The organism is Polynucleobacter sp. P1-05-14 (assembly GCF_018881675.1).
Classification (GTDB): Bacteria; Pseudomonadota; Gammaproteobacteria; order Burkholderiales; family Burkholderiaceae; genus Polynucleobacter.
In genome coordinates this window covers 238,704-261,588 of the sequence record NZ_JACVPV010000001.1, presented here as the reverse complement: position 1 = coordinate 261,588, position 22,885 = coordinate 238,704, and the positions used below count along the sequence as shown (strand labels likewise).

The 22,885-nt window shown below is 46.3% G+C and carries 22 protein-coding genes and 1 pseudogene; 12 read left to right on the top strand and 11 right to left on the bottom strand.

What is annotated here, in order from left to right; genetic code table 11:
- Both ICN37_RS01400 and ICN37_RS01395 read right to left on the bottom strand, forming a co-directional pair.
- On the bottom strand, window positions 1-621 hold the full coding sequence (locus tag ICN37_RS01400) for a barstar family protein (protein WP_215321414.1): 621 nt from the start codon (window positions 619-621) through the stop codon (window positions 1-3).
- 128 nt (window positions 622-749) lie between these two features.
- On the bottom strand, window positions 750-3,071 hold the full coding sequence (locus ICN37_RS01395) for an NADP-dependent malic enzyme (RefSeq protein ID WP_215321413.1): 2,322 nt from the start codon (window positions 3,069-3,071) through the stop codon (window positions 750-752).
- A gap of 105 nt (window positions 3,072-3,176) precedes the next feature.
- On the opposite strand from ICN37_RS01395, the gene thiL reads away from it, so the two are divergent.
- The 3 genes from thiL to ICN37_RS01380 are packed head-to-tail and all read left to right on the top strand — an operon-like array spanning window position 3,177 to window position 5,247.
- The gene (thiL, locus tag ICN37_RS01390; RefSeq protein WP_216154395.1) at window positions 3,177-4,202 is read left to right on the top strand and encodes a thiamine-phosphate kinase; all 1,026 of its coding nucleotides are present in this window, start codon (window positions 3,177-3,179) and stop codon (window positions 4,200-4,202) included.
- Window positions 4,199-4,762: a phosphatidylglycerophosphatase A gene (locus tag ICN37_RS01385; RefSeq protein ID WP_216154394.1), complete on the top strand. Its 564-nt coding sequence runs from the start codon at window positions 4,199-4,201 to the stop codon at window positions 4,760-4,762. The genes thiL and ICN37_RS01385 overlap by 4 nt, the downstream gene beginning before the upstream one ends.
- Window positions 4,763-4,767: 5 nt before the next feature.
- A complete protein-coding gene (locus tag ICN37_RS01380) occupies window positions 4,768-5,247 on the top strand; it encodes a CinA family protein (RefSeq protein WP_216154484.1) in 480 nt (159 codons plus the stop codon).
- A gap of 43 nt (window positions 5,248-5,290) precedes the next feature.
- On the opposite strand, the gene corA is transcribed toward ICN37_RS01380, so the two are convergent.
- Window positions 5,291-6,256, bottom strand: a complete 966-nt coding sequence (gene corA, locus ICN37_RS01375) for a magnesium/cobalt transporter CorA (protein ID WP_072583348.1) — start codon at window positions 6,254-6,256, stop codon at window positions 5,291-5,293.
- Between the two features lie 134 nt (window positions 6,257-6,390).
- On the opposite strand from corA, the gene ICN37_RS01370 reads away from it, so the two are divergent.
- Both ICN37_RS01370 and pyrF read left to right on the top strand, forming a co-directional pair.
- Window positions 6,391-7,464: an RNA-guided endonuclease TnpB family protein gene (locus tag ICN37_RS01370; protein WP_216154393.1), complete on the top strand. Its 1,074-nt coding sequence runs from the start codon at window positions 6,391-6,393 to the stop codon at window positions 7,462-7,464.
- Between the two features lie 57 nt (window positions 7,465-7,521).
- The gene (gene pyrF / locus ICN37_RS01365; protein WP_216154392.1) at window positions 7,522-8,367 is read left to right on the top strand and encodes an orotidine-5'-phosphate decarboxylase; all 846 of its coding nucleotides are present in this window, start codon (window positions 7,522-7,524) and stop codon (window positions 8,365-8,367) included.
- A gap of 19 nt (window positions 8,368-8,386) precedes the next feature.
- Here the strand turns inward: pyrF and mtgA are convergent, their stop codons facing one another.
- Genes mtgA through mpl form a run of 6 tightly spaced genes read right to left on the bottom strand, consistent with a single transcriptional unit; the run spans window position 8,387 to window position 15,164 of the window.
- Window positions 8,387-9,142 (bottom strand): monofunctional biosynthetic peptidoglycan transglycosylase, encoded by a 756-nt coding sequence (gene mtgA, locus ICN37_RS01360; protein ID WP_216154391.1) that lies wholly within the window; start codon window positions 9,140-9,142, stop codon window positions 8,387-8,389.
- A 9-nt stretch (window positions 9,143-9,151) separates the two neighbouring features.
- A complete protein-coding gene (gene aroE / locus ICN37_RS01355; protein ID WP_216154390.1) occupies window positions 9,152-10,057 on the bottom strand; it encodes a shikimate dehydrogenase in 906 nt (301 codons plus the stop codon).
- Between the two features lie 44 nt (window positions 10,058-10,101).
- Complete coding sequence (locus tag ICN37_RS01350) at window positions 10,102-11,004, bottom strand: energy transducer TonB (protein ID WP_255538431.1); 903 nt, start codon at window positions 11,002-11,004, stop codon at window positions 10,102-10,104.
- Window positions 10,973-12,997 (bottom strand): ribonuclease catalytic domain-containing protein, encoded by a 2,025-nt coding sequence (locus tag ICN37_RS01345; RefSeq protein ID WP_216154389.1) that lies wholly within the window; start codon window positions 12,995-12,997, stop codon window positions 10,973-10,975. Before ICN37_RS01345 ends, ICN37_RS01350 begins: the two co-directional genes overlap by 32 nt.
- Window positions 12,998-12,999: 2 nt before the next feature.
- Window positions 13,000-13,734, bottom strand: a complete 735-nt coding sequence (locus ICN37_RS01340; RefSeq protein ID WP_216154388.1) for a beta-ketoacyl-ACP reductase — start codon at window positions 13,732-13,734, stop codon at window positions 13,000-13,002.
- A gap of 29 nt (window positions 13,735-13,763) precedes the next feature.
- The gene (gene mpl / locus ICN37_RS01335) at window positions 13,764-15,164 is read right to left on the bottom strand and encodes a UDP-N-acetylmuramate:L-alanyl-gamma-D-glutamyl-meso-diaminopimelate ligase (RefSeq protein WP_216154387.1); all 1,401 of its coding nucleotides are present in this window, start codon (window positions 15,162-15,164) and stop codon (window positions 13,764-13,766) included.
- 26 nt (window positions 15,165-15,190) lie between these two features.
- Between mpl and ICN37_RS01330 the strand changes: the two genes are divergently transcribed.
- From ICN37_RS01330 to ICN37_RS01305, 7 genes and pseudogenes are all read left to right on the top strand, one after another.
- A complete protein-coding gene (locus ICN37_RS01330; RefSeq protein WP_215321401.1) occupies window positions 15,191-15,718 on the top strand; it encodes a TlpA disulfide reductase family protein in 528 nt (175 codons plus the stop codon).
- A gap of 219 nt (window positions 15,719-15,937) precedes the next feature.
- Window positions 15,938-16,387, top strand: a complete 450-nt coding sequence (aroQ, locus tag ICN37_RS01325; RefSeq protein ID WP_215321400.1) for a type II 3-dehydroquinate dehydratase — start codon at window positions 15,938-15,940, stop codon at window positions 16,385-16,387.
- Window positions 16,388-16,423: 36 nt separating this feature from the next.
- Window positions 16,424-16,885: an acetyl-CoA carboxylase biotin carboxyl carrier protein gene (gene accB / locus ICN37_RS01320; RefSeq protein ID WP_215321399.1), complete on the top strand. Its 462-nt coding sequence runs from the start codon at window positions 16,424-16,426 to the stop codon at window positions 16,883-16,885.
- A 52-nt stretch (window positions 16,886-16,937) separates the two neighbouring features.
- Complete coding sequence (accC, locus tag ICN37_RS01315) at window positions 16,938-18,302, top strand: acetyl-CoA carboxylase biotin carboxylase subunit (RefSeq protein WP_215362568.1); 1,365 nt, start codon at window positions 16,938-16,940, stop codon at window positions 18,300-18,302.
- 15 nt (window positions 18,303-18,317) lie between these two features.
- Window positions 18,318-19,238 (top strand): annotated as a pseudogene (gene prmA, locus ICN37_RS11470) (50S ribosomal protein L11 methyltransferase); the annotation flags it as partial.
- Complete coding sequence (locus tag ICN37_RS11465) at window positions 19,227-19,847, top strand: DUF3426 domain-containing protein (protein WP_370623805.1); 621 nt, start codon at window positions 19,227-19,229, stop codon at window positions 19,845-19,847. The pseudogene prmA and the gene ICN37_RS11465, both read left to right, overlap by 12 nt.
- Before the next feature lie 52 nt (window positions 19,848-19,899).
- Window positions 19,900-20,859, top strand: a complete 960-nt coding sequence (locus ICN37_RS01305; protein ID WP_215321396.1) for a carbohydrate kinase family protein — start codon at window positions 19,900-19,902, stop codon at window positions 20,857-20,859.
- 222 nt (window positions 20,860-21,081) lie between these two features.
- On the opposite strand, the gene ICN37_RS01300 is transcribed toward ICN37_RS01305, so the two are convergent.
- Window positions 21,082-21,342: a hypothetical protein gene (locus tag ICN37_RS01300; protein ID WP_370623802.1), complete on the bottom strand. Its 261-nt coding sequence runs from the start codon at window positions 21,340-21,342 to the stop codon at window positions 21,082-21,084.
- A 331-nt stretch (window positions 21,343-21,673) separates the two neighbouring features.
- Complete coding sequence (locus tag ICN37_RS01295; RefSeq protein WP_216154385.1) at window positions 21,674-22,861, bottom strand: ribonucleotide-diphosphate reductase subunit beta; 1,188 nt, start codon at window positions 22,859-22,861, stop codon at window positions 21,674-21,676.
- Window positions 22,862-22,885: the final 24 nt, after the last annotated feature.

Here is a 22,885-nt window from a genome sequence, read left to right as displayed (position 1 = left end):
TTAAGCAAAAGAATAGAAGACGCGGTATGGAGTACGGCGCTCAGCCCAGAAATCAACAGCATCACGGAAAACATCCAACAATGTTTCACGGGCTTCTTTGTCAAACTTCTGAGTACAAGGCAGACCTTCAAGCACCACTACAAATCCAGGCTGTGGACCAGACTTGTCTACCGTGGTAGTCAAAGCATCCAACAAAGGATCGTAATTTTTTGCCTGCTGCTTAGTAAATGAGTACGCAATCGCAATCGACTCCAAAACCTCACCTTTCGTCATTGCATTTGCGCAATTGGCATAAATGAAGTGTTGACCCAATTCAGTTGCCGCTTCCTGCAAATCAGGAGTACGGAAAGCACGAATAGATTGAACGATATTAGGGCGCACACTGCGCAACATTGCCGGCGGTCCGGCATCGCGAACGGCCAAAGCGGCACGCCAAGAAGCTGTCACTTTTTTCCCCGAAACTTGATTTGCTGCATAGGTTTGTAAACGAGATAAACCGCCTTCAGCATAAATGTTGGCAGCGGATGATTCGGTTTCCAGTCGATCATTGCTATCCCAACTTTCAGCACGGCTATGTTCATCGAAGCTTGCTGTATTGCTGTTTTCAGAGCGATTATTCATGATGGGTGCTAGGTTACCCTTAACACGCCATCAAATCAAGCCCAAATACAGTGCATTTTATGTAATGCACTGATTTATATAGAAATAATATATGTAAGTTATTACTAACTTACATATATTACTGATTCTTAAGAAATGCCTCTGGCGTTACTCGCTGCCTCTACAACCGCCAAAGTTGTCACATTCACAATACGACGCACAGTTGCGGCCGGAGTGAGGATGTGAATTGGCTTAGCAACACCTAACAACAATGGGCCGATTGCAATGCCATTGCCTGCTGCTGTTTTTAGCAAATTGTAAGAAATGTTTGCTGCATCAATGTTTGGCAGGACCAAGAGATTGGCATCGCCCTTCAGTGAGGATGAAGATACGGCACCTTCTCGAATGCTTGCATCTAAAGCGCTATCGCCATGCATCTCTCCATCAACCTCTAGAGTTGGATCTGCCTTTTGGAGTAATGCCAACACTTCACGCATCTTGACTGCAGAAGGGGCATTGCTAGAACCAAAATTCGAATGGGACAGTAAGGCAACTTTCGGAGCTAATCCTAGCTTTCTCATTTCACTTGCGGCCATGAGAGTGAGATCCGCTAACTGTTCGGCCGTAGGGTCTAGATTGATGTGGGTGTCCACTAAAAATACTTGGCGTCCTGGAAGAATCAAACCTGACATGGCACCATAAACATTCGCACCAGGCTCATGCCCAATCACTTCATCAATATATTTCAAGTGCGTAGCGATATTGCCGACTGTGCCGGAAATCATGCCATCAGCCATGCCTTTTTGAATCAACAGACTTCCAATCAAACTGTTGCGGCGGCGGACTTCTAACTTAGCAAACGACTGCGTTACACCCTTACGCTCTGTGAGTGCAAGGTAGGTTTGCCAGAAATCACGGAAGCGTGAATCATTCTCTGGATTCACAATCTCAAAATCATCGCCCGCCTTCATACGCAGGCCGAATTTCTCAATTCGATGCTCTATGACGGCTGGGCGACCAATCAGAATTGGGGTAGCAAGATGCTCATCAATGATGATCTGCACTGCACGCAATACACGCTCATCTTCACCTTCAGCGAACACAATACGTTTTTGATTTGCTGGTACACGTTTAGCAATGCTAAAGAGTGGCTTCATCAAAGTGCCAGAGTGGTACACGAATTGCTGTAACTGATTGCGATAGGCATCGAAATCTTTGATTGGGCGTAGAGCTACACCATCATCCATCGCCGCCTTAGCAACTGCAGGAGCAATCACGGTAATGAGTCGAGGATCGAATGGCTTTGGAATTAAATACTCCGGGCCAAAGGATAAGTTATCGAGACCGTAAACAGAAGCAACCACTTCGCTCTGCTCTGCTTGAGCCAATTCCGCTACTGCCTTGACCGCTGCGACTTCCATGCCACGAGTAATCGTTGTTGCACCCACATCCAAAGCACCGCGGAAAATGAATGGGAAACATAAAACGTTGTTTACTTGATTTGGGTAGTCGGTACGACCAGTCGCCATGATTGCATCCGGACGAACTGCTTTCACTTCTTCAGGAAGAATTTCAGGGGTTGGATTTGCTAAGGCATAAACCAATGGCTTCGGTGCCATCTTCTTCACCATGTCTTGCTTGAGTACACCCCCAGCAGAAAGACCCAAGAAAATATCCGCACCTTCAATCGCTTGATCAAGTGTGCGCAAATCTGTGTCTTGGCAAAACGGCTCCTTTTCAGGATCCATCAACTCTTTACGGCCCTTGTATGCTACGCCAGCCAAGTCAGTAACCCAAATATTTTTACGCTGAATACCTAAGTCAACCAATAAATCTAAGCAGGCTAGCGCAGCAGCACCAGCTCCTGAGGTGACTAACTTAACCTCTTCTACTTTTTTACCAACCACCTTCAAACCATTGAGGATGGCGGCTGCAACCACAATCGCTGTACCGTGTTGGTCATCATGGAAGACTGGAATCTTCATGCGAGCTTGCAACTTGCGCTCAACGACAAAACAATCAGGCGCTTTAATATCTTCTAAATTAATACCGCCAAAAGTTGGCTCTAGTGCCGCAATAATTTCTACTAATTTATCGGGATCGTTTTCATTGACTTCGATATCGAAAACGTCAATGCCAGCAAACTTCTTAAAAAGAACTGCTTTACCTTCCATCACTGGCTTACTTGCCAGCGGTCCAATATTTCCTAAACCTAAAACGGCTGTGCCGTTCGTAATGACGCCAACTAAATTTCCACGGGCGGTGTACTTGAATGCATTTGCCGGATCTTTAACAATCTCTTCGCAAGGAGCTGCAACGCCAGGCGTGTATGCAAGGGCTAAGTCTCGTTGATTGGTTAATTGCTTTGTTGGGGCAATTTCAATTTTTCCCGGAGTCGGAAACTCGTGGTACTGAAGCGCTGCCTCTCTTAAGGCTGCAATTTGTTGCTCTTTATTATTTTCTTTGCTCATCCACTAACTCGCTAAGTTCTGTCTTATCTTCATTTAGCTAAGACTTATAAGACTTCAATTCTATTCCTCTCGGACATTCGCTTCATAACCACCATAAAATGGGGCATGTCTTCTCGCGCTACCCCCCTCGGTGAATTTGACCTGATTGAACGTTTTTTCAAAACGGGTGCGGATTCAATGCGCTCTAAAGCAGATCAAGGCGTTACCTTGGGGATTGGTGATGACTGCGCCCTGATCAAACCACCAGGGAATGAAGAAATAGCCATTACCAGCGATATGTTGGTTGAGGGCAGGCACTTTTTTGCTGGCGCCGATCCCACCCTATTGGCCCGCAAAGCCCTAGCAGTTAACCTTTCAGACCTAGCGGCCATGGGGGCAAGTCCGCTGGGTTTTACCTTGGCAATTGCCCTACCAAAAGTAGATGAAGTCTGGCTAGAAGCTTTCTCTAAAGGGCTTTTTGCCATTGCTAAGGAGTATTCCTGCCCCCTTATCGGCGGCGACACCACTGCAGGCCCCCTCACCATCTCGATCACCGCCTTTGGCAGCATCCCCGCCGGCAAAGCTATTCGCAGATCTGGCGCAAAGGCAGGCGATGACGTTTGGGTCTCGGGTGCGGTTGGAGATGCCAGACTTGCTCTTGCTGCACTGCGTCATGAAATAGATCTATCTAGCGAAGACTTACAACGAATTGAAGACCGCATGCATCAACCAATGCCGCGCATTGACTTAGGCATTCAATTGAGAGATGTGGCAAGCGCAGCTTTAGATGTCTCTGATGGGTTGTTGGGTGATTTACGCCATATTTTGAAGCAATCGCAAGTTGACGCACAAATTCAGTTGGATCAATTACCAAAATCGAGCATCTTGAAAAAACAAGAATCTTCCATTCAAAATTTATTTGCCGCATGCGGCGGTGATGATTACGAGCTTTGCTTTACTGCACCATCAAGCCAGCATGAAAAAATACAGGAAATTAGCAGAACACTTAACTTGCCACTAACACTCATTGGAAAAATACTTCCGCAAAAAGATCATCAAGCAAGGGTATATTTACTAGATGCATCAGGAGTCCTCTTAAGTGATTCACAAGCAGCTCCATTCCTCAACTCATTTGACCACTTCGCACAATGACTAATGTTGAGCATTCCGCAGAAGTAAAACCAAACCTTAAATGGGTTTTTCAAACTGCTAGTCGCACCATTGCATTTGGCTTTGGTAGTGGTCTAAGTCCTATAGCTCCAGGCACTGCCGGTACTCTTTGGGCGTGGGCTGCATTTCTTATAGGTGAATATTTTTTCAGTACGGCAGACTTTATCTGGATCATTGGTGGCGGCATTTTGCTCGGCTGCTGGATCTGCGGTCATGTCAGCGAAGAGCTTGGTAAAAAAGATTTTGGCGGTATTGTTTGGGATGAAATTGTCGCGTTCTGGCTGGTGCTTATCTTCATCATGCCAACCACTATTTGGATGCAGATCATTGCTTTCGCACTGTTCCGATATTTTGATGCAATGAAACCTGGTCCTATTGGAATCATTGATCGTCACTTTAAAAATACTGCGAGTGATACCACTCAACACTCAAGTTACCTTCAAATACTGTGGCGTGGGTTTGGGATTGTGATTGACGATCTCGCGGCTGCGTTCTGCACGCTGCTCGTAATGGCTTTAATACAATTCTTGATTAAATCATGAGTCTAATGAACGCAAGCGACCTTACTAAAACTCTTGCCCAGATTTTGCTTTCTAGAAATTGGACGGTATCGTTAGCGGAATCTTGTACTGGTGGACTTGTCTGCGCCACCCTGACCGAGTTAGCGGGCTCCAGTGAGTGGTTTGAGCGGGGCTACATCACTTATAGCAATGAAGCCAAAACCGAGTGCCTTGATGTTTCTGCCCAGCTAATTGAGTCCTATGGAGCAGTAAGTGAGCAAGTGGCCAAGGCCATGGCAGAGGGCGCCCGCATGAATTCAGGAAGTAATGTGGCCATTTCCATTACCGGCGTAGCGGGGCCATCAGGGGGCTCAATCGAAAAACCAGTGGGAACTGTCTGTTTTGGCTGGGCTACCGAGAATCAAGTCTTAGCGAAAACCATGCACTTTGACGGTGATCGTCACGCGATCAGGCAACAGGCAGTAGAATTTGCACTGACTGAGTTAATTGCCCTACTCAGAAGTTAAGTGCATATTCATACTGCCAATTGCTAATGCACTAATGCACTAATTACTTCATCCAGCCTTTGCTGTGGAAGTACCAAAGTGGGATGATTGCTGAAATTACCATTGCAACAATCGCCATTGGATAACCCCAAGTAGCATCTAACTCGGGCATATGTTTGTAGTTCATACCCCAAATACTTGCAAGTAGTGTTGGTGGCATTAAAGCTACGGATACCACCGAGAAGATCTTAATAATCTTGGACTGGTTCAAGTTAATGAAGCCGACAGTTGCATCCATCAAGAAGTTAATCTTGTCGAATAAGAAAGCAGTATGGTTTTCCAAAGAATCAATGTCGCGCAAAATTTGACGGGCTTCTTCTTGCTGCTCATCCGATAGTAGTTTGCTGCGCATTAAGAAAGACAAGGCTCTGCGGGTATCCATCACGTTACGACGAATGCGTCCGTTGGTATCTTCCTCTTTGGCAATTGTCTCCAAAACTTGCTCAGCATCAGCATCATTGATGTCATCTTGCAAAACACGTTTTCCAGCTTGCTCAAGGTTTTCATAAACCTCTTCCAAAGCATCGGCAGAATACTCAGCATCCGTTGAATACAAATCAAGCAATACATCTTTTGCATTGCTCACAGAACCAGGACGCAAACGAGCACGCAAGCGAACCAAACGGAACACTGGCAAATCTTCATCATGAATTGAAAACAACACTTGCTTAGTAAGAACAAACGCTACTCGAACGTTACGAGAGGTTTCTTCTTCATCCAATAAGAAATCGGTACGGATATGGAGGTGACCATCATCTGCCTCAAAATAACGAGCAGAAGCTTCTAAGTCACCCAAGTCATCTAACTCAGGCAAAAGTACGCCAAATGCCTCTTTAATCCAGATTAATTCCTCTTCTTCTGGATCAACCACATCAATCCAGATAGGATTGGCATATTGCAACAATTCATTGCGATCTTCGACTTGCTCTTGAGAGAGGCGGCCATTTTGCAGGACGAACAAGTTGATCATGGTGAACTCCTAAGGAATGTGCGCTAGTTTATCAGCCAACGCAAAAGTCACTGCCCCATGAGAGAGGAAGCTATAACAAATAAGAATAAATAATTAATAGCTTTATTTTTAAAAGTACTGTATATAATTACAGCATGTCGGAGTCTAATAAAGCAATTCGAACCCTGCGATTGCGTGTCAAAGATAGACACGCAAAATGCCTTTGTACCCAGGCTCGTGAAGTCAATTTCGTTTGGAATTTTGTAAACGAGCTCTCTGAGAAACATACGCGCCGTACTGGTAAATTTCTCTCAGCATACGACCTAAATCAATACACCACTGGCGCGAGTAAAGAAGGTTTGAGCCTACACAGCCAAACAGTACAAGCAATCAATGAGGAGTTTGTTGCTCGCCGAATGCAGTTTCGCAAAATCCGCCTCTCCTGGCGCAAAAGTGGTGGCGCAAGGCGCTCTCTGGGCTGGATTCCGATTAAAAAATCGGCAATTCGCTACCGCAATGGCCAGCTTCACTACCAAGGCCAGGCAATTAGTCTATGGGACTCATACGGCTTAGTAGACTACGAACTAGGTTCCGGTTCGTTCTCCGAAGACTCCCGTGGTCGTTGGTATTTCAACACCACAGTCAAAGTAGAGAAGAAACACAATACAGCTACTCAGTCCATAGGTATTGATCTTGGACTAAAAGAATGCGCTGTCACTAGCGATGGGCATCACCTTATTGGCAGAAATTACCGCCAGCTAGAGCCATCACTGCGCATAGCACAAAGAGCCCATAAGAAATCTTTAGTCAAAGCACTTCATGCCAAGATCAAGAATCGTCGTAAAGACGAGCTCCATAAGTTCTCCACTAAGCTCGCTCAAGAGTATGGGGCAATATTTGTAGGAAACGTATCCAGTAATAAACTCATTAAGACAAGAATGGCCAAATCTACGCTAGATGCTGGATGGTCGTCACTCAAAACCATGTTGGAATATAAAAGCGCTTACGCTGGCGGGGTATTTGAGGTAATTAATGAGTCTTACACAACCCAGACTTGTTCGTGCTGCGGCTCTATAGCCACCAGCAGTCCGAAAGGTAGAATAGGTTTGCGAATAAGAGAATGGACTTGTTCAGATTGTGGTTCGGTGAATGACCGCGACCTCAATGCAGCCAAGAATATTCTTGCGCTCGGACATGAGCGTCTCGCAGGAGGAATCCCTACCAATTAAGGAGGGGAAGATGTCAACCTATAGAGCATGACAGTTTCACTAAAAACCTTGATCTCAATGAACTCTCACTTAAATACCTTTAACCAGCAACTCCAGTCCGCATGGGCTTCCCAAGGCAGCATGCTGTGCGTTGGTTTTGACCCAGACCCAAAGCGCTTACCTCAAGCCCTGCAAGGGAGCCCCGAGGGCATCTATGAGTTCTGTCGAGAAATCGCCGATGCGACTGCAGATTTGGTCTGCGCATTCAAACCCCAATTTGCCTACTTTGCCTCCCAAAGAGCAGAGGCTCAGTTAGAAAAACTCATCAAGCATCTCAAAGATAAATACCCTCATATCCCCGTAATCCTCGATTCCAAACGGGGAGATATCGGCAGTACCGCTGACCATTACGCTCTCGAGGCCTTTGATCGCTACGGCGCTGATGCAGTGACCGTGAATCCGTATATGGGGTTTGACACGATTGAGCCTTACCTAAAACATTCAGGTAAAGGAGTTATTGTGCTGTGCCGCACCTCCAATCCCGGTGGATCTGATTTGCAGTTTCTGAATGTGGCTCCCAACGGAGAACCTCTTTATCTTCATGTAGCCAAGTTGGCTGCACAACAGTGGAATAGTTCTGATCAAATCAGCTTGGTGGTCGGTGCAACCTTCCCAGAAGAAATCGCTAAAGTACGCGCCATTGTTGGTGAAATGCCTTTGTTGATTCCAGGGATTGGCGCGCAAGGAGGCGATATTGATGCCACAGTCAGCGCTGGAAAAATAGCAGGCAAGCCAGGAACTGGAATGATCATTAATTCCTCAAGAGCTATTCTGTATGCCAGCTCAGGGGCTGATTTTGCCCAGGCTGCTAGAGCGGTTGCCATGAGCACTCGTGATGCACTCAGGGCAGCTGCAAGCAAGTAATTTATTTACTTTATTTTCTTTATTTGCTTGTACCGCTTTTGGGGTAAGGCGCTAAAGCCACTCGGTCCATATTTTCTAAGATAAATTCTTGTCGAGCAGAATAGTTAATACTTCCTCGACGGCAATACTGCTGCTTATCAAAACACTTGGGTGCCGGCAGGGCTGAAGCAAGAGCAGCAGCTTGCTCCCGACTTAGTCCCGCTGGAGTGGAAGCGTAATAGTGTTGAGAGGCAGCACCAACCCCAAAAATACCTTCACCCCACTCTACCGAATTAAGATAAATCTCAAATAATCTCTGCTTTGAGAGTGTTAGCTCTAAGAGCCCTGTAATGATGAGCTCTTGACCCTTGCGTAAATAGTTTTGCTCTGACGATAAAAATAAATTTTTGGCTAATTGTTGCGTAATGGTGGACCCACCCCGTAAAACCGTCTTAGATTTATTGCCTGCTTGGGCTTTTTGTTGATTCTGCTGTTGATTTTTCTGCCAAGCTTTTTGCATATCCTCAACCCGCACACCTTTATGCTGAAAGAAAATGTCGTCTTCGCTAACCAAAACAGCGCGCTTGAGATTATTGGATATCTTTTCATAAGGCGTCCATTTGGACTGCATAGAACAATTCCAATGCCAGGTACATAAACGCCAGTGCTCGGCTCTCTGAAACGCAGTGCTACTGGGATCTAAGCCAATCCACAATGCAATTTGTAATGCGAAAAAGATTTGCATAGCCACAAAGCCTGCTAGCAAACATTTCACTGGATAAAGAAGCCAGCGCATTAGAGCAAATTAACTACGTAACTCCGCCAAGACTGCGCGAGGATCTATAGCGGTCGCTAGTTGCGCGCCTCGCCAAAGTAAAAATGCATCAGCCGCTTGTTCAACCAACATCCCAAGACCGTCACTGACGCGTGCACCTCGCTGCAAGGCCTGCTGCATAAAGGCAGTGGTTTTACCGTAAACCATGTCATACGCAAATGAGCTGGGCACAAAAATATTAGCCACCGCCTTAAGCGTCAAGGGAGATTCATCAGTCAAGCCTGCAGCAGTGGCATTAATCACCAAATCGAATGGATATTGGGTTTTTGCAGCATCTTCTAGTTCTGCCAATGTGCGAGATTCCAGAGCTACTTCGCGTGACCCAGCCAAATCTGCAAAGAGCTTTACCAACTCATCGGCTTTTGCGCTTGATCGATTGGCAATGATGAGGGATTTAGGTGACTGTTCAAGCAATGGGCCAATCACGCCACGGGCAGCCCCACCAGCACCAATCAATAAAATACGGGCGCTATGGAGCGCAATACCTTGCGCAAGCAAATCACGGACTAAACCAGCGCCATCCGTATTGTCACCAAAAATCTTACCCTCTGTTTTCCATAAAGTATTCACAGCGCCCGCTAATTGCGCGCGCGGGGTTAATACATCAGCTAGATTTTGAGCATCCAGTTTGAATGGCACGGTGACGTTCATGCCCTTACCACCCGCAGCAAAAAAAGATTTGGTTGCCTGAGCAAATGAATCTATCTCGGGCTGAAGACGGCCATAGTGCATACGCTGCTTAGCTTGCTCTGCAAACCGTTGATGTATTGCTGGAGACTTACTGTGAGCAATAGGATGACCAGCAACAGCATAGACGTCCACGCCAGCAAAAAGGCTTGGGTCCGTATGTAAGGAGGCGGTATCTGTTGAACTCATATTGACTACAGAATAAGCGAATTTATAAAGTTAGTTAAATTGCTTTAATGCCGTAGCTCTAGACGATCCACACCATCGCGCGTGAACTCAAAAGTAGAGATCCAATCCAAAACATCAATTTGATTACGCATTTCTGATGGAAAAGGACCAAATGGCGCCGAGGCTCTCACAATAGCTATTGCCTGACGGTCTAGCTCAGGGTTACCAGAACTGCGTCCAATGGATAACCCATCCTTGCCTTGGGCGTTAGTCGTGATTCTGCCTTGGTTGTCAACGCTAACCACGATCACCAAACTTCCATATAAGGGGCGTCCATTTGCCCTTGGGAAAAAAGTACTTCCATAAGCCTCAATTTTTTGGCGCATCGCATCGTAGTAATGTGCAAAGGTAACCGCCTTCGTATTGGCGCCAGTTAATACCTTACGCTTCGGTTCCTTGCCATCAGCTTGCAACCGTTTAGCCAGCTCAGCCTCTAAAGAATTTAACTGGGGGGTAATTTTTTGTTCGTCCCCACTCTTTCGACCACCTGAACGCATGCGCTGCTCATCTAACTTTGCGAGCATTTGCTTTTGCTGTTTTTCTAAAATCTCAAGCTTAGCCTCAGCCCCAAGTCTGGCCCGATGAATTGCAGTGGCTTCTTGATTTTCTGTTTTACCACCACCCTGCAAATCAGCCTGCGCCAACTTGTTTGCCTTGAGAGGGGGAGTTTTATTACTGGCATTTACCAATACAACACTCAAGGGGGTATTGAGCCTGCGATTCTGGATTTCCCCAACGCCCCAACGAAACGAAAGGAAAAGAATGTGAATCAGTATCGAAACACACAAGGCAAATCGAAAAGGATAGCGACTCCAAGCGCTATGCAAATAACGCAAGGCCCCACTCAGACTCTCGGGCAATGGAAATTCTAGCGATTTAATCTGAGCTAGCATCTTCTTTGGGAGCATCTGAGGGCTCCGGCTCTACAGCCTTTTCAGGAGCGTCAGCCTTTGCTTCAATCTCGAGCACACGAACACCGGCACTCAGTTGCAGCAAATCGACATCTGCAATCACTACCTCAGCACGAGTCATGCGTGGATGGGTAGCCAACTCGGGAATAGGTAAATGTAAAGGAACCAATTCCACTCTAGACATACCCTCCTTCAGATGACGAACATACACCGTCTTCGATTCACCGTCTTGAGTGATCCAACGCAAACACCAATACTTCTCCAATCGATCCTGAAACTCACCATATGCTTGATAGCAAGATTCAAAATCAGCAGCGATGCCCATTAAGGCTGCATCACGCGGCGGGAAAGGGGCAACCATTTTGGCAGTGACACCATGCTTTGCAAGCGCAATCAATTGCCATTGATTTACCAGATCAGAATATCGACGCAAGGGAGAGGTACACCAGGCGTAATAGTCCAAACCTAAACCTTCATGTGGCCCAGGGGTAGTTTGCATACGGGTGCGTAATGGGCCCCAACCCTTCTGGGTTCTGAATAAACCTGGAAGACCATGGTCTGCAAGCAATTGCCCCGATGCGCTATTACAGAAAATCATCCATTCAGCAACGATGGTATCCAAAATAGATCCGCGTTGGCGTGGCGCGATTTCAACACGCTTTACGCCATCAACATCCTGAATTTGAAAATGAAAGTCTCTCGCTAGCGCATTTGGATCGATAAGACCTAACTGTTCTGCGCGCAAACCATTTGCTACCCGCTTTTCTTGACGTCCTGCATGCAAGTGTTTGGCAGCCTGCCACAAAATCGCTAATTCTTTGCGATAGGGATAGCTTGCACCCTCATCAAGCAGACTTTCCTCACTCACGAGATGCTCAATATTTTCTAGGCGTAAATTAGCAGCCATCGGCACCATCTCAGCACGCATCTGCAAGCTCGCTCGATTAGCAATACCTTCAGCATCAATATCAACATAGATCGATAAGGCCGGTCTTGGCATACCCTCATCTAATGAGAATTGCTCAATGACTGAATCAGGCAACATCGTAATCTTGTCACCCGGAAAGTACACCGTGGACATTCGATTACGAGCGACTTGATCCAATGGATCATCTTTTGTAATTGCCAGTCCAGGAGCGGCGATATGAATACCCACCTGATGACCACCCTCAATTGGTGTAACTGATAGGGCATCGTCAATCTCGGTAGTACCGGAATCATCAATGGAAAATGCCTGGACCTGAGCAAGAGGTAGCTCAGCAACCGCTGATGCGTATGCCGATTGATCAATGCTAATAGCCGGGTTGTGATCCGCACCATTCGGGAAATGGGCCTTGAGAAACAATCCCTGGTGATACGCCAAAGGAGAGTCGATTGCGCCACAACGAATCATCAGTTGCGCCGGAGACTCCCCGGTTTCAGTACAGGCTGCGATCAATGTCTTATAGGCTGAGGTATTTTTATCGGGCGAGAAAAGTAATTGCTTGGCTGAAGACTTCAGTGACTCAGGGAAGATGCCAGCAACCAACTCTTGCTGCCAAACGGATTGCTGTTCAAGTTCTTTTTGCTTGCGCTCTAAAGCAGCCAATCCAGCCTGTAACTGCTCTAGTGGAGCTCTCTGAAACCGTCCGCGCCCTTTGCGACGAAAAAATACTGGCGCACCTTGCAAGGCAATCGCCAGAGCAACTTGCTGCGGAATGCTCGCTTGTGAGCCAAAGTACTCATGAGCCACATCAACCAAGCCAAACTCTTCATCAGGTGCGCAATCCCAAAGGAACTGTAAATCAATATCAGCAGTAAGTGTGTTGGCTTCATCCATGGCTATTTGAGCTTCTGGCTTTTCAAAACGCAGCCATACCTCTTTGGCCTTGAGCTTGATTTTTTTTCCAGAAAGGCTCGTGGCTTGCCAAGACTCTGTATCGCCAGCCCCTGAAGCAGACTGGACTGTGGCGATCTTAATATCGCCACCTTCTTCGTATAAAAGATTCATGCTTAGAGCGAGATCCCGCCGCTGGCCTCTAATGCCACTCCATTGACATAGCTTGCCTCATTGCTCGCTAAGAATAAATACACATTTGCCATTTCTGCTGGGGTGCCTAGGCGACCAAGCCAACTGCGCTTTTCAATATCTTGCACAATATTTTCTGGCATGGCCATGACCATTTCAGTGGCGATAAAACCTGGGCACACCGCATTGACTCGAATGCCTTTAGCTCCTAATTCACGCGCCCATGTTTTTGTAAAACCAATCACACCAAATTTAGTAGCCGAGTAATTGGTTTGGCCAAAATTACCGTAGAGACCCACAACGCTTGATGCATTAACCACTGCGCCAGAGCCAGCTTCCAGCATATGCGGTACGACTATCTGGGTGCAATTGAATACACCCTTCAGATTGACATCAATCACAGTATCAAACTGAGCTTCGGTCATCTTAATTAAGCGTGCATCTTGAGTAATGCCAGCATTGTTGATCAAGATATCAATCCGTCCGTGCTTTTGCATTACCTGATCTACAACAGACTGAATGCTAGCGCGATCCGTGACATTCATGGCATAGCCTTCGGCATTAGGCGTTTTTTCTGCCGCACTATTAACAGCCTCCTGACTGATATCAGTAATGATGACTTTTGCACCCTCTTCTGCAAAACGCTGAGCAGTAGCAAAACCAATACCCTTAGCGGCACCAGTAATGATGGCTACTTTGTCTTTTAATCTATCGCCCATGATTTGCTTTCTGTATTTACTTATATTTTTTACTGCGCCGAAATGGCTTTTAATATTTTCTGATGCACGCCACCAAACCCGCCATTACTCATCACCAAAATATGATCGCCAGGCTTAGCCTCATGCGCAACCGCCTTCACCAGAGCTTCAAGATCATCAAAGGCATGTGCTTTACCCTGTTCTTGCTTATTGAGTGGAGATAAGACTTCTGCCAAATCCCATCCCAATGATTCCTTGCCGGCATTAGCGCCATAGACAAATACTTTGTCAGCAGCCTCTAGACTTCCAGGAAGTTGAGCTTTCATGACACCGAGCTTCATCGTATTTGAACGTGGCTCAAGCACCGCCAAGATGCGTGCTTTACCAACACGGCGATGAAGGCCATCAACTGTAGTCGTGATCGCGGTTGGATGGTGGGCAAAATCATCATAGACCGTGATGTCATTTGCAACACCAATCGTTTCCAAGCGACGCTTTACATTCTTAAATTCTGCCAATGCACGTGCAGAATCTGCTGGCGAGATACCAATATGATTTGCGCAAGCAATCGCACCAAGTGCATTGAGTTGATTGTGTCTACCCATCACACCAGAATCAGGCGCCCATTTCACAGTGGCTACTTCTTTACCTGCCTTGCGCACGATGAAGCTATCAGCCTCTTGAGCAATTAAAGACCATTCATTTTTGAGTTCTTGCCCGAACCGCTCTACAGGCGCCCAAGCGCCACGCGTAATCACGCTCGCCAATGCAGGCTCCTCGCCATTAACAACCAGTAAACCATCGCCAGGAACAGTGCGCACTAAATGATGAAATTGCGTTTCGATTGCCGCAAGATCAGCAAAAATATCGGCGTGATCAAACTCTAGGTTATTCAATAGGGCGGTACGTGGTCGATAGTGAACAAACTTACTACGCTTATCAAAGAAAGCTGTGTCATATTCATCAGCCTCAATGACAAAATATTTACTCTCACCTAAACGTGCAGACACTGTGAAATTCAGGGGCACGCCACCGATGAGATAGCCCGGCTTGTAACCATTGAATTCTAAAATCCAAGTCAGCATGGCTGAAGTAGTTGTCTTGCCATGCGTACCCGCTACGGCCAAGACATGTCGTCCATACAAAACTTGTTCGCCCAACCATTGCGGGCCAGAGATATAGGGTAGCCCTTGATTGAGAATTGCTTCCATCAATGGATTGCCGCGAGAAACCACATTGCCAATCACGAATAAATCAGGCATGGTCTCAAACTGAGATAATTGATCAGGGGAAAATCCCTCAATCAGTTCGATGCCTTGAGCTTCAAGCTGCGTACTCATTGGTGGATAGACGTTGGCATCGCAACCAGTAACGCGGTGTCCAGCCTGCCTCGCAATTGCGGCAATGCCGCCCATGAAAGTACCGCAAATGCCCAAGATATGTATATGCATTAGCGAATTTTAGCGAAGGAGTTGCAATGAACCGTAGACAATTGATCATCATCGTCGCAATTAGCCTTTTGGCGCTCCTTGGGGGCGTACTAACCTCCCAGTGGATTTATAAAACTGGTTTGGCCAGCGATCCTGCTGTTAAAGCATTTTTTGCCAATTCTTGGCAAACGCCGGATGGAAAAACCGTCAACACCCAAGAATGGCAGGGTAAAGTGCTGGTGGTGAACTTTTGGGCCTCCTGGTGCCCCCCATGTGTCGAAGAAATGCCTGCTTTAGATAAGCTTCAGCAAGAGTTCTTGCAGCAAAATGTCTTATTTGTTGGCATTGGCATCGATTCACCCTCCAATATTCGTGAATTTCTTTCAAAAACTCCAGTGAGCTATCCGATTGTAATTGGTGGTCTTGAAGGTAGCAATCTTTCTAAGCAACTGGGAAATTCCCAAGGCGCCCTTCCCTACACCATCATCATCAATGCCAAAGGTAAGGCCAGCTATAGCAAATTAGGTAAGATAAGCGAAGATGATATCAGAAATGCCATTAAATCAGCTTTATAAGTATTTATAAGCTGTGAATGGATTTTTCTATCGATCAATTTTTGCCTAATAATTAAGCATTAATTCTGATATCTGTCTTTAAAAGCAATGAAAATTCCTGTTTTTGTAGTGAGTTTTTAGTCTATTCCTTGCTTTAAAAAGGTATACTTCCCTTCATAAGCAATCGAGCATGATGTTATTTAGCAATTTACGCTTAACTGCCTCTAAAAACAGGGATCTATGTCGAAAAAAGCTTCAATTCTCGTAATTCAGGGCCCAAACCTAAATCTATTAGGTACTCGTGAACCTGATGTTTACGGAAAAACTACCCTGGAAGATATCCACCAAAGGCTCGGCGAACTGGCAAAAGCGCAGTCTGTTGACCTCGGCACTTTTCAAAGCAATCATGAAGGCGAGTTAATTGACCGCATTCAAAAGGCTAAACAAGATGGGGTTGATTTCATCATCATTAACCCGGGTGCCTTTACCCACACAAGCGTCGCATTACGCGATGTTTTGGCTGGGGTAGCCATCCCTTTTACCGAAGTCCATTTATCCAATATTCATCAGCGCGAAGAATTCCGTAAACATTCCTATTTGTCCGATATTGCAACCGGGGTGATTTGTGGCCTTGGCGCGATTGGCTATGAGTTAGCCCTGCAAGCAGCTATTGCTCGCTTGCAGAAATAAAACTATTTAAAGAATTAGAAGAGAGGAAGCACTCACATGGATCTGAGAAAACTAAAAACATTGATCGACCTAGTTTCTGAATCAGGCATTTCAGAGTTAGAAGTAAATGAAGGCGAAGATCGTGTTCGTATTGTGAACGCTGGATCTCCTGCGCCAGTTGGCCAAATGGTTTATGCCAATCCGGCCCCTGCGATGCAAGCCACACCAGCAGCTAGTGCACCTGTTGCAACAGCCCCTGCTGCAGAAGCTCCCGCGGTTGAAACTGGTTCTATTGCACGCTCACCAATGGTGGGGACCTTCTACCGCGCTCCAAACCCAGAGTCTCCCAACTTTGTCAACATTGGCGACACTGTAAAAGTAGGTCAAACGCTTTGCATTATTGAAGCAATGAAGTTGCTTAATGAAATCGAATCCGAGCATGCTGGTGTGATCAAAGAAATTCTTTGTGAGAATGGTCAAGGTGTTGAATTTGACCAGCCGCTTTTCATCATCGCTTAATTGACTACATTTAGCTCAATTCCAATTCACTGCTATTTAACTCAGAGCCGACATGTTCGATAAGATTCTGATTGCCAATCGGGGAGAAATTGCTCTCCGTATCCAACGCGCATGCCGCGAGTTGGGAATTAAAACTGTGGTGGTGTACTCCACAGCAGATAAAGAAGCCAAGTATGTAAAACTTGCTGATGAAGCTGTTTGTATCGGGCCAGCGCCATCTCCGCTCAGCTATCTGAATATGCCAGCGATTATTTCTGCAGCGGAAGTTACTGATGCAGAAGCAATTCACCCTGGTTATGGCTTCCTTTCTGAAAACGCTGACTTTGCAGAGCGGGTTGAGAAATCTGGCTTTGCCTTTATTGGTCCTACAGCCGCTTCCATTCGCTTAATGGGTGACAAAGTTTCCGCAAAACGCGCCATGATTAAAGCTGGTGTCCCTTGCGTACCCGGATCAGAGGGCGCGCTTCCTGATAATCCAAAAGAGATTATTGCAACAGCAAAAAAGGTTGGTTATCCAGTAATCATTAAAGCTGCTGGCGGTGGTGGCGGTCGTGGCATGCGAGTGGTTCACACTGAAGCTGCGCTGATCAACGCTGTCAATATGACCCGAGAAGAAGCGGGCCGTGCTTTTGGTAACCCAGAAGTCTATATGGAGAAGTTTTTAGAAAAACCTCGCCACGTAGAGATTCAAATTTTGGCTGACACCCATGGCAATGCGATTTGGTTGGGTGAGCGCGATTGCTCTATGCAGCGTCGCCACCAAAAAGTGATTGAAGAAGCACCGGCACCAGGCATTGATCGTCGTCTTATCGCCAAAATTGGCGAGCGTTGCGCAGAAGCCTGTCGTAAGATTGGCTACCGTGGCGCCGGTACATTTGAATTTCTCTACGAAGATGGCGAATTCTTCTTCATTGAGATGAATACCCGTGTTCAGGTAGAGCATCCAGTGACAGAAATGATTACTGGTGTGGATATCGTTCAGGAACAAATTCGTATTGCCGCTGGCCTGAAACTCAGCTATCGCCAAAAAGACATTGTTTTCCGTGGTCATGCCATTGAGTGCCGTCTGAATGCTGAAGATCCATTCAAGTTCACCCCGAGCCCTGGCAAAATTGGTTCATTCCACATGCCTGGAGGCCCTGGTATTCGGGTTGATTCACATGCTTACAGTGGTTACGTGGTGCCATCAAACTACGACTCCATGATTGGTAAATTGATTTCTTACGGTAATACTCGTGAGCAAGCCATTCGCCGTATGCAGATTGCGCTCTCTGAGATGGTGATTGACGGCATTACAACCAACGTTCCACTCCACCGTGAGCTCATGCTAGATCCGAACTTCATTGAAGGCGGTACCAGCATTCACTACTTAGAGCATCGCTTAGAAGAGCAAGCTGCGAGTCGCGGTAAATCCTAATGATGAAAGCGCCTCATGTCTTATCGTGAACTGGTATTCACGGTAGCTGCTGAAACCGCCGAGCCTTTGGGTGATGCGCTTTTGGATTTGGGTGCCCTGTCCGTCACAGTTGAAGATGATGCTGCTGGTGGCTATGACGAAAACCCACTTTATGGAGAGCCTGGGCTTCATCCAGAAGTACAGGCTTGGGATAGATCCGCAGTAACCGCGCTTTTTAATCCAGAGATTGATGCTTCAGGCAGCGCAGAATTTATTCCCGAACTACTCGCATCCCTTAAGGAGGCAGGCTTTCATCTAGCACCTCCCCAAGAAAAAACAGTCGAAGAGCAAGACTGGGTTCGCTTAACCCAAAGTCAATTTGCACCCATTCAGATTGGTGAGCGGATTTGGGTAGTGCCATCTTGGCACGATGCACCGACTGATCCCAATGCGATCTGCCTTGCGGTTGATCCAGGTCTCGCATTTGGCACCGGTAGTCACCCAACCACGCATTTATGCCTTCTTTGGCTTGAGCAACAAAGTCATTTACAAAATCAAAGTCTCTTGGATTACGGTTGTGGCTCAGGCATTTTGGCAATTGCTGCTGCAAAGCTGGGTTGTAAGCCAGTGATCGGCACCGATATTGATCCACAGGCGATGGTAGCTGCTCGTAGCAATGCAGAAATCAACAACACCACTATTCGCTTCGTGCTTCCAAACGAGGGTGCGCTCGAATTGGCTGCTGAAACCAAATACGACATCGTGATGGCCAATATTCTGGCAAATCCACTGCAAGTTCTTGCTCCTGCCTTAGTCAACAAGATGAAAATAGGCGGACGTATTGTTTTATCTGGTGTACTTGCCCGCCAAGCAGAAGAAGTGATTGCTACTTATAGCCAATGGCTCAAGCTCTCTGTCTGGAAAGAGAGTGAAGGTTGGGTTTGCTTGCACGGCACCTTACACAAGGACAAGCAAAGTCATTCTGAATCTACTTTTGCTGCACCTGCTCAAAAAAAAAGTCTTAAGTTCGTCTTTCTAGCTGCCTTACTTCTGCTGCTCCTAGTTTTTGGAGAGCATCTCTCCAGAAATTCATTGCTTCCTGCATTAGCACCACGAATTGATGGGACATCGAATTCCATTTCCGTTAGTGCGTTTCATGTTTTACAACGTATCGATGCAAAACTTTGTCGTGCACTAGGATGTCTAGATCGCACTGTGAGCGATTTTTCTGCATGGAAAATAACTTCCGCCGCACTTGCGCCAGAAAACGCGCGTGAGGGCCTTAAAAACCCTGCAAATCAATCTCTGTTGCAAGTGGAGATAAAAAATTGTCTAGCTATTGCCGTTTTAGCTCCAAATTTAGAAATTTCTTTGACTGATGCAGAAGAATCTGAAATCAAATCACTGCAATTCACTCCACAAGAGTGGCTGCCCAAAGCTTGGCAAGAATCTCATCCTGATTTTTTAAAAAAGGGGATCCCTTCTGGTGAAACGCTGCAGCTTGAGTTGCTTATTTCTCTTCCACCGAATGCTGCGGGCTATCGCGTTCGAGTGCTCTACCCCTAAATCAATTCAAAAACACCACATTTACACCCAATTTTTATAAAGAAAGTAATTTATGGCTAGCTTGATCTGCGGCTCTATTGCCTACGACACCATCATGAACTTTGAAGGCAAATTTGCCGATCAGATCCTCCCCGAACAGATTCACATCCTGAACGTAGCCTTTTTGGTGCCAACTATGCGCCGCGAGTTTGGTGGTTGCGCTGGCAATATTGCCTACAACCTCAATCTTTTGGGCGGCGATCCGATCATCATGGCTACAGTGGGTGGTGATGCTGCGCCTTACATGGGCCGCCTTGAGCAACTCAAAATTGATGCGAGCCATATTCGCCAGATCGATCAAGCGTTTACCGCACAAGCCATGATCACCACCGATCAAGCTAATAACCAAATCACTGCTTTCCATCCAGGCGCCATGGGGGAATCCCACCTGAACCAAGTCTCGGCAGTTGTGGTTGAGCGTAGCAAGAACGCTAAAGGTCCAGTGAAATTAGGAATCGTTGCGCCCGACGGTCGCCAAGGAATGTGGGAGCACTGCCATCAATTGGCCGATGCCAATATTCCCTTTATCTTTGATCCAGGCCAAGGTTTACCAATGTTTAATGGTCCCGAGCTTCTGGAATTGGTAGATATCGCTAGCTACTTGGCGGTAAATGACTATGAAGGAGAAATGCTTTCTCAAAGAACGGGCTTGAGCTTGGCAAAAGTGGCTGAACGAGTCAAGGCACTGATCGTTACTAAAGGTGCTGAAGGTGCGGATATATACTTTGAGGGTAAATGCATTGCCATTCCCCCGGTACCAGCTGCAAAAGTAGTAGATCCAACAGGTTGCGGAGATGCATTCCGCGGTGGATTGCTGTTTGGTTTAGAAAACGGCATGGACTGGGACACCACTGGTCGACTTGCTAGTTTGATGGGTTCAATCAAAATTACCCACCAGGGACCACAAAATCACCAATTGAGCAAAGATCAGATCACTGAGCAATTTAAAGCGGCGTTTGGCTTTAGCTTCTAAGCAAAAACAGTCCTAGCTGGCCTAGGATCACTCGTTTAATAATCCAGAAATAAAAAAGGGGTCTCGTGAGAGACCCCTTCTAGTAACACCCGTCCAATTAAGGACGTGTGCCAGTTGGGAAGGGCCAAGCAGCAGCAGGATTCAACGCACTAGTCGCTGGTGCAGCTTTCTTAGCCGCGGGCTTTTTTACAGCAGAGCCCGCTTTCTTCGCAGCAGGCTTACTTACTTTTTTTTTGCTACTTTACGAGCTACTTTTTTAGCAGCTGGCTTTTTAGCAGCTACTTTACGAGCTACTTTTTTAGCAGCAGGCTTCTTAGCAGCAGGACGCTTCTTAGCTACTTTTTTAGCAGCAGGCTTCTTAGCAGCTACTTTTTTAGCAGCAGGCTTCTTCTTAGCTACTTTTTTAGCAGCAGGCTTCTTAGCAACTACTTTTTTCTTAGCAGCTGGTTTCTTTGCAGCAGGTTTTTTCTTGGCGATTGCCATATTAATACTCCTTCACGTGAGGATTAGTACAAACTACATTAAGAAGACCCGACCACTCATTTCCGCCTGGTTTTGCAACCTTTTGGATCTGACGAGCGAGCCATTCATCGGCGCGCGGCTTGATGCTAGGTGCTGCACGCTAATGAATCCTGGAAAAAAAGCCGTGGTCCCAAAGGACAACGGCTTCTTAAATGTGCTGGAAAAAATGGAGAGAATAGCCCAGACACCCTTGAGCAAGGGTTTTCGGATTTGAGTCTGTTTTTGCTGACTTCTTAAACTATCCAACCGTCTAATCTCCAATTTAGCCGGCTATGCGCTTACTTACTGCTTACTACTCCCAACTTAGCGCACCGCCAGTTTGATACTCAATAACGCGTGTCTCAAAAAAGTTTCTTTCTTTCTTAAGATCAATCATTTCTGACATCCATGGAAATGGATTCTCTTCATTTGGGAACATCGCGTCAAGTCCTATTTGCAAACATCTGCGATTACAGATGTATCTTAGGTACCCTTTGAACATCGGAGCGTTCAATCCGAGCACTCCGCGAGGCATCGTATCTTCGGCATAACGGTACTCTAATTCGACTGCTTTTTCGAAGATGGATTTGATCTCATCTTTGAACTCGGAAGTCCATAGCTGCGGGTTCTCCAGCTTGATTTGGTTTATCAAATCAATGCCGAAATTACAGTGCATAGACTCATCGCGAAGGATGTATTGATACTGCTCAGCAGCACCCGTCATTTTGTTTTGACGACCCATTGCAAGTATTTGCGTAAAACCAACATAAAAGAACAAACCTTCCATCACACAAGCAAAAACAATGAGTGATCGGAGTAACTTTTGATCGTTTTCTAATGTGCCAGTCTGAAAATTCGGGTCAGTTAAAACATCAATAAACGGAATTAAGAACTGATCTTTCGCGCGAATAGATTCAATTTCGTTGTACGCATTGAAGATTTCGGATTGATCTAAGCCCAAAGATTCAACGATATATTGGTACGCGTGGGTATGAATTGCCTCTTCAAAAGCCTGGCGCAATAGGTATTGGCGGCATTCTGGAGCGGTAATGTGGCGATAAGTACCCAAAACAATGTTGTTTGCTGCCAAAGAATCTGCAGTTGTAAAGAAACCCAGATTGCGCTTGATGATGCGACGCTCATCCTCTGTTAGGCCATTCGGATCTTTCCAAAGCGCGATATCGCGGTTCATATTGATCTCTTGTGGCATCCAGTGATTTGCGCAACCAGCTAAATACTTCTCCCAAGCCCATTTATATTTAAATGGAACCAACTGATTAACGTCAGTCTTGGCATTAATGACGCGCTTGTCAGCGGCATTAACACGCAAGGCGGCGCCACTAACTGCAGCAGCAGCTTGTGATGGGCCGGCAGAAACAACTTGAGGGGCTACTTGAGCAACCTGATCCACCTGTGGGCGCTGTGGCTCGACTGCAACCGTTTGCGGTGCAAGATTCGCCTTGGCTAGTGCCGGAGCGACTTCTTCTTCCCAATTCAACATAACTTTCTCCTAATTCTTTTATTC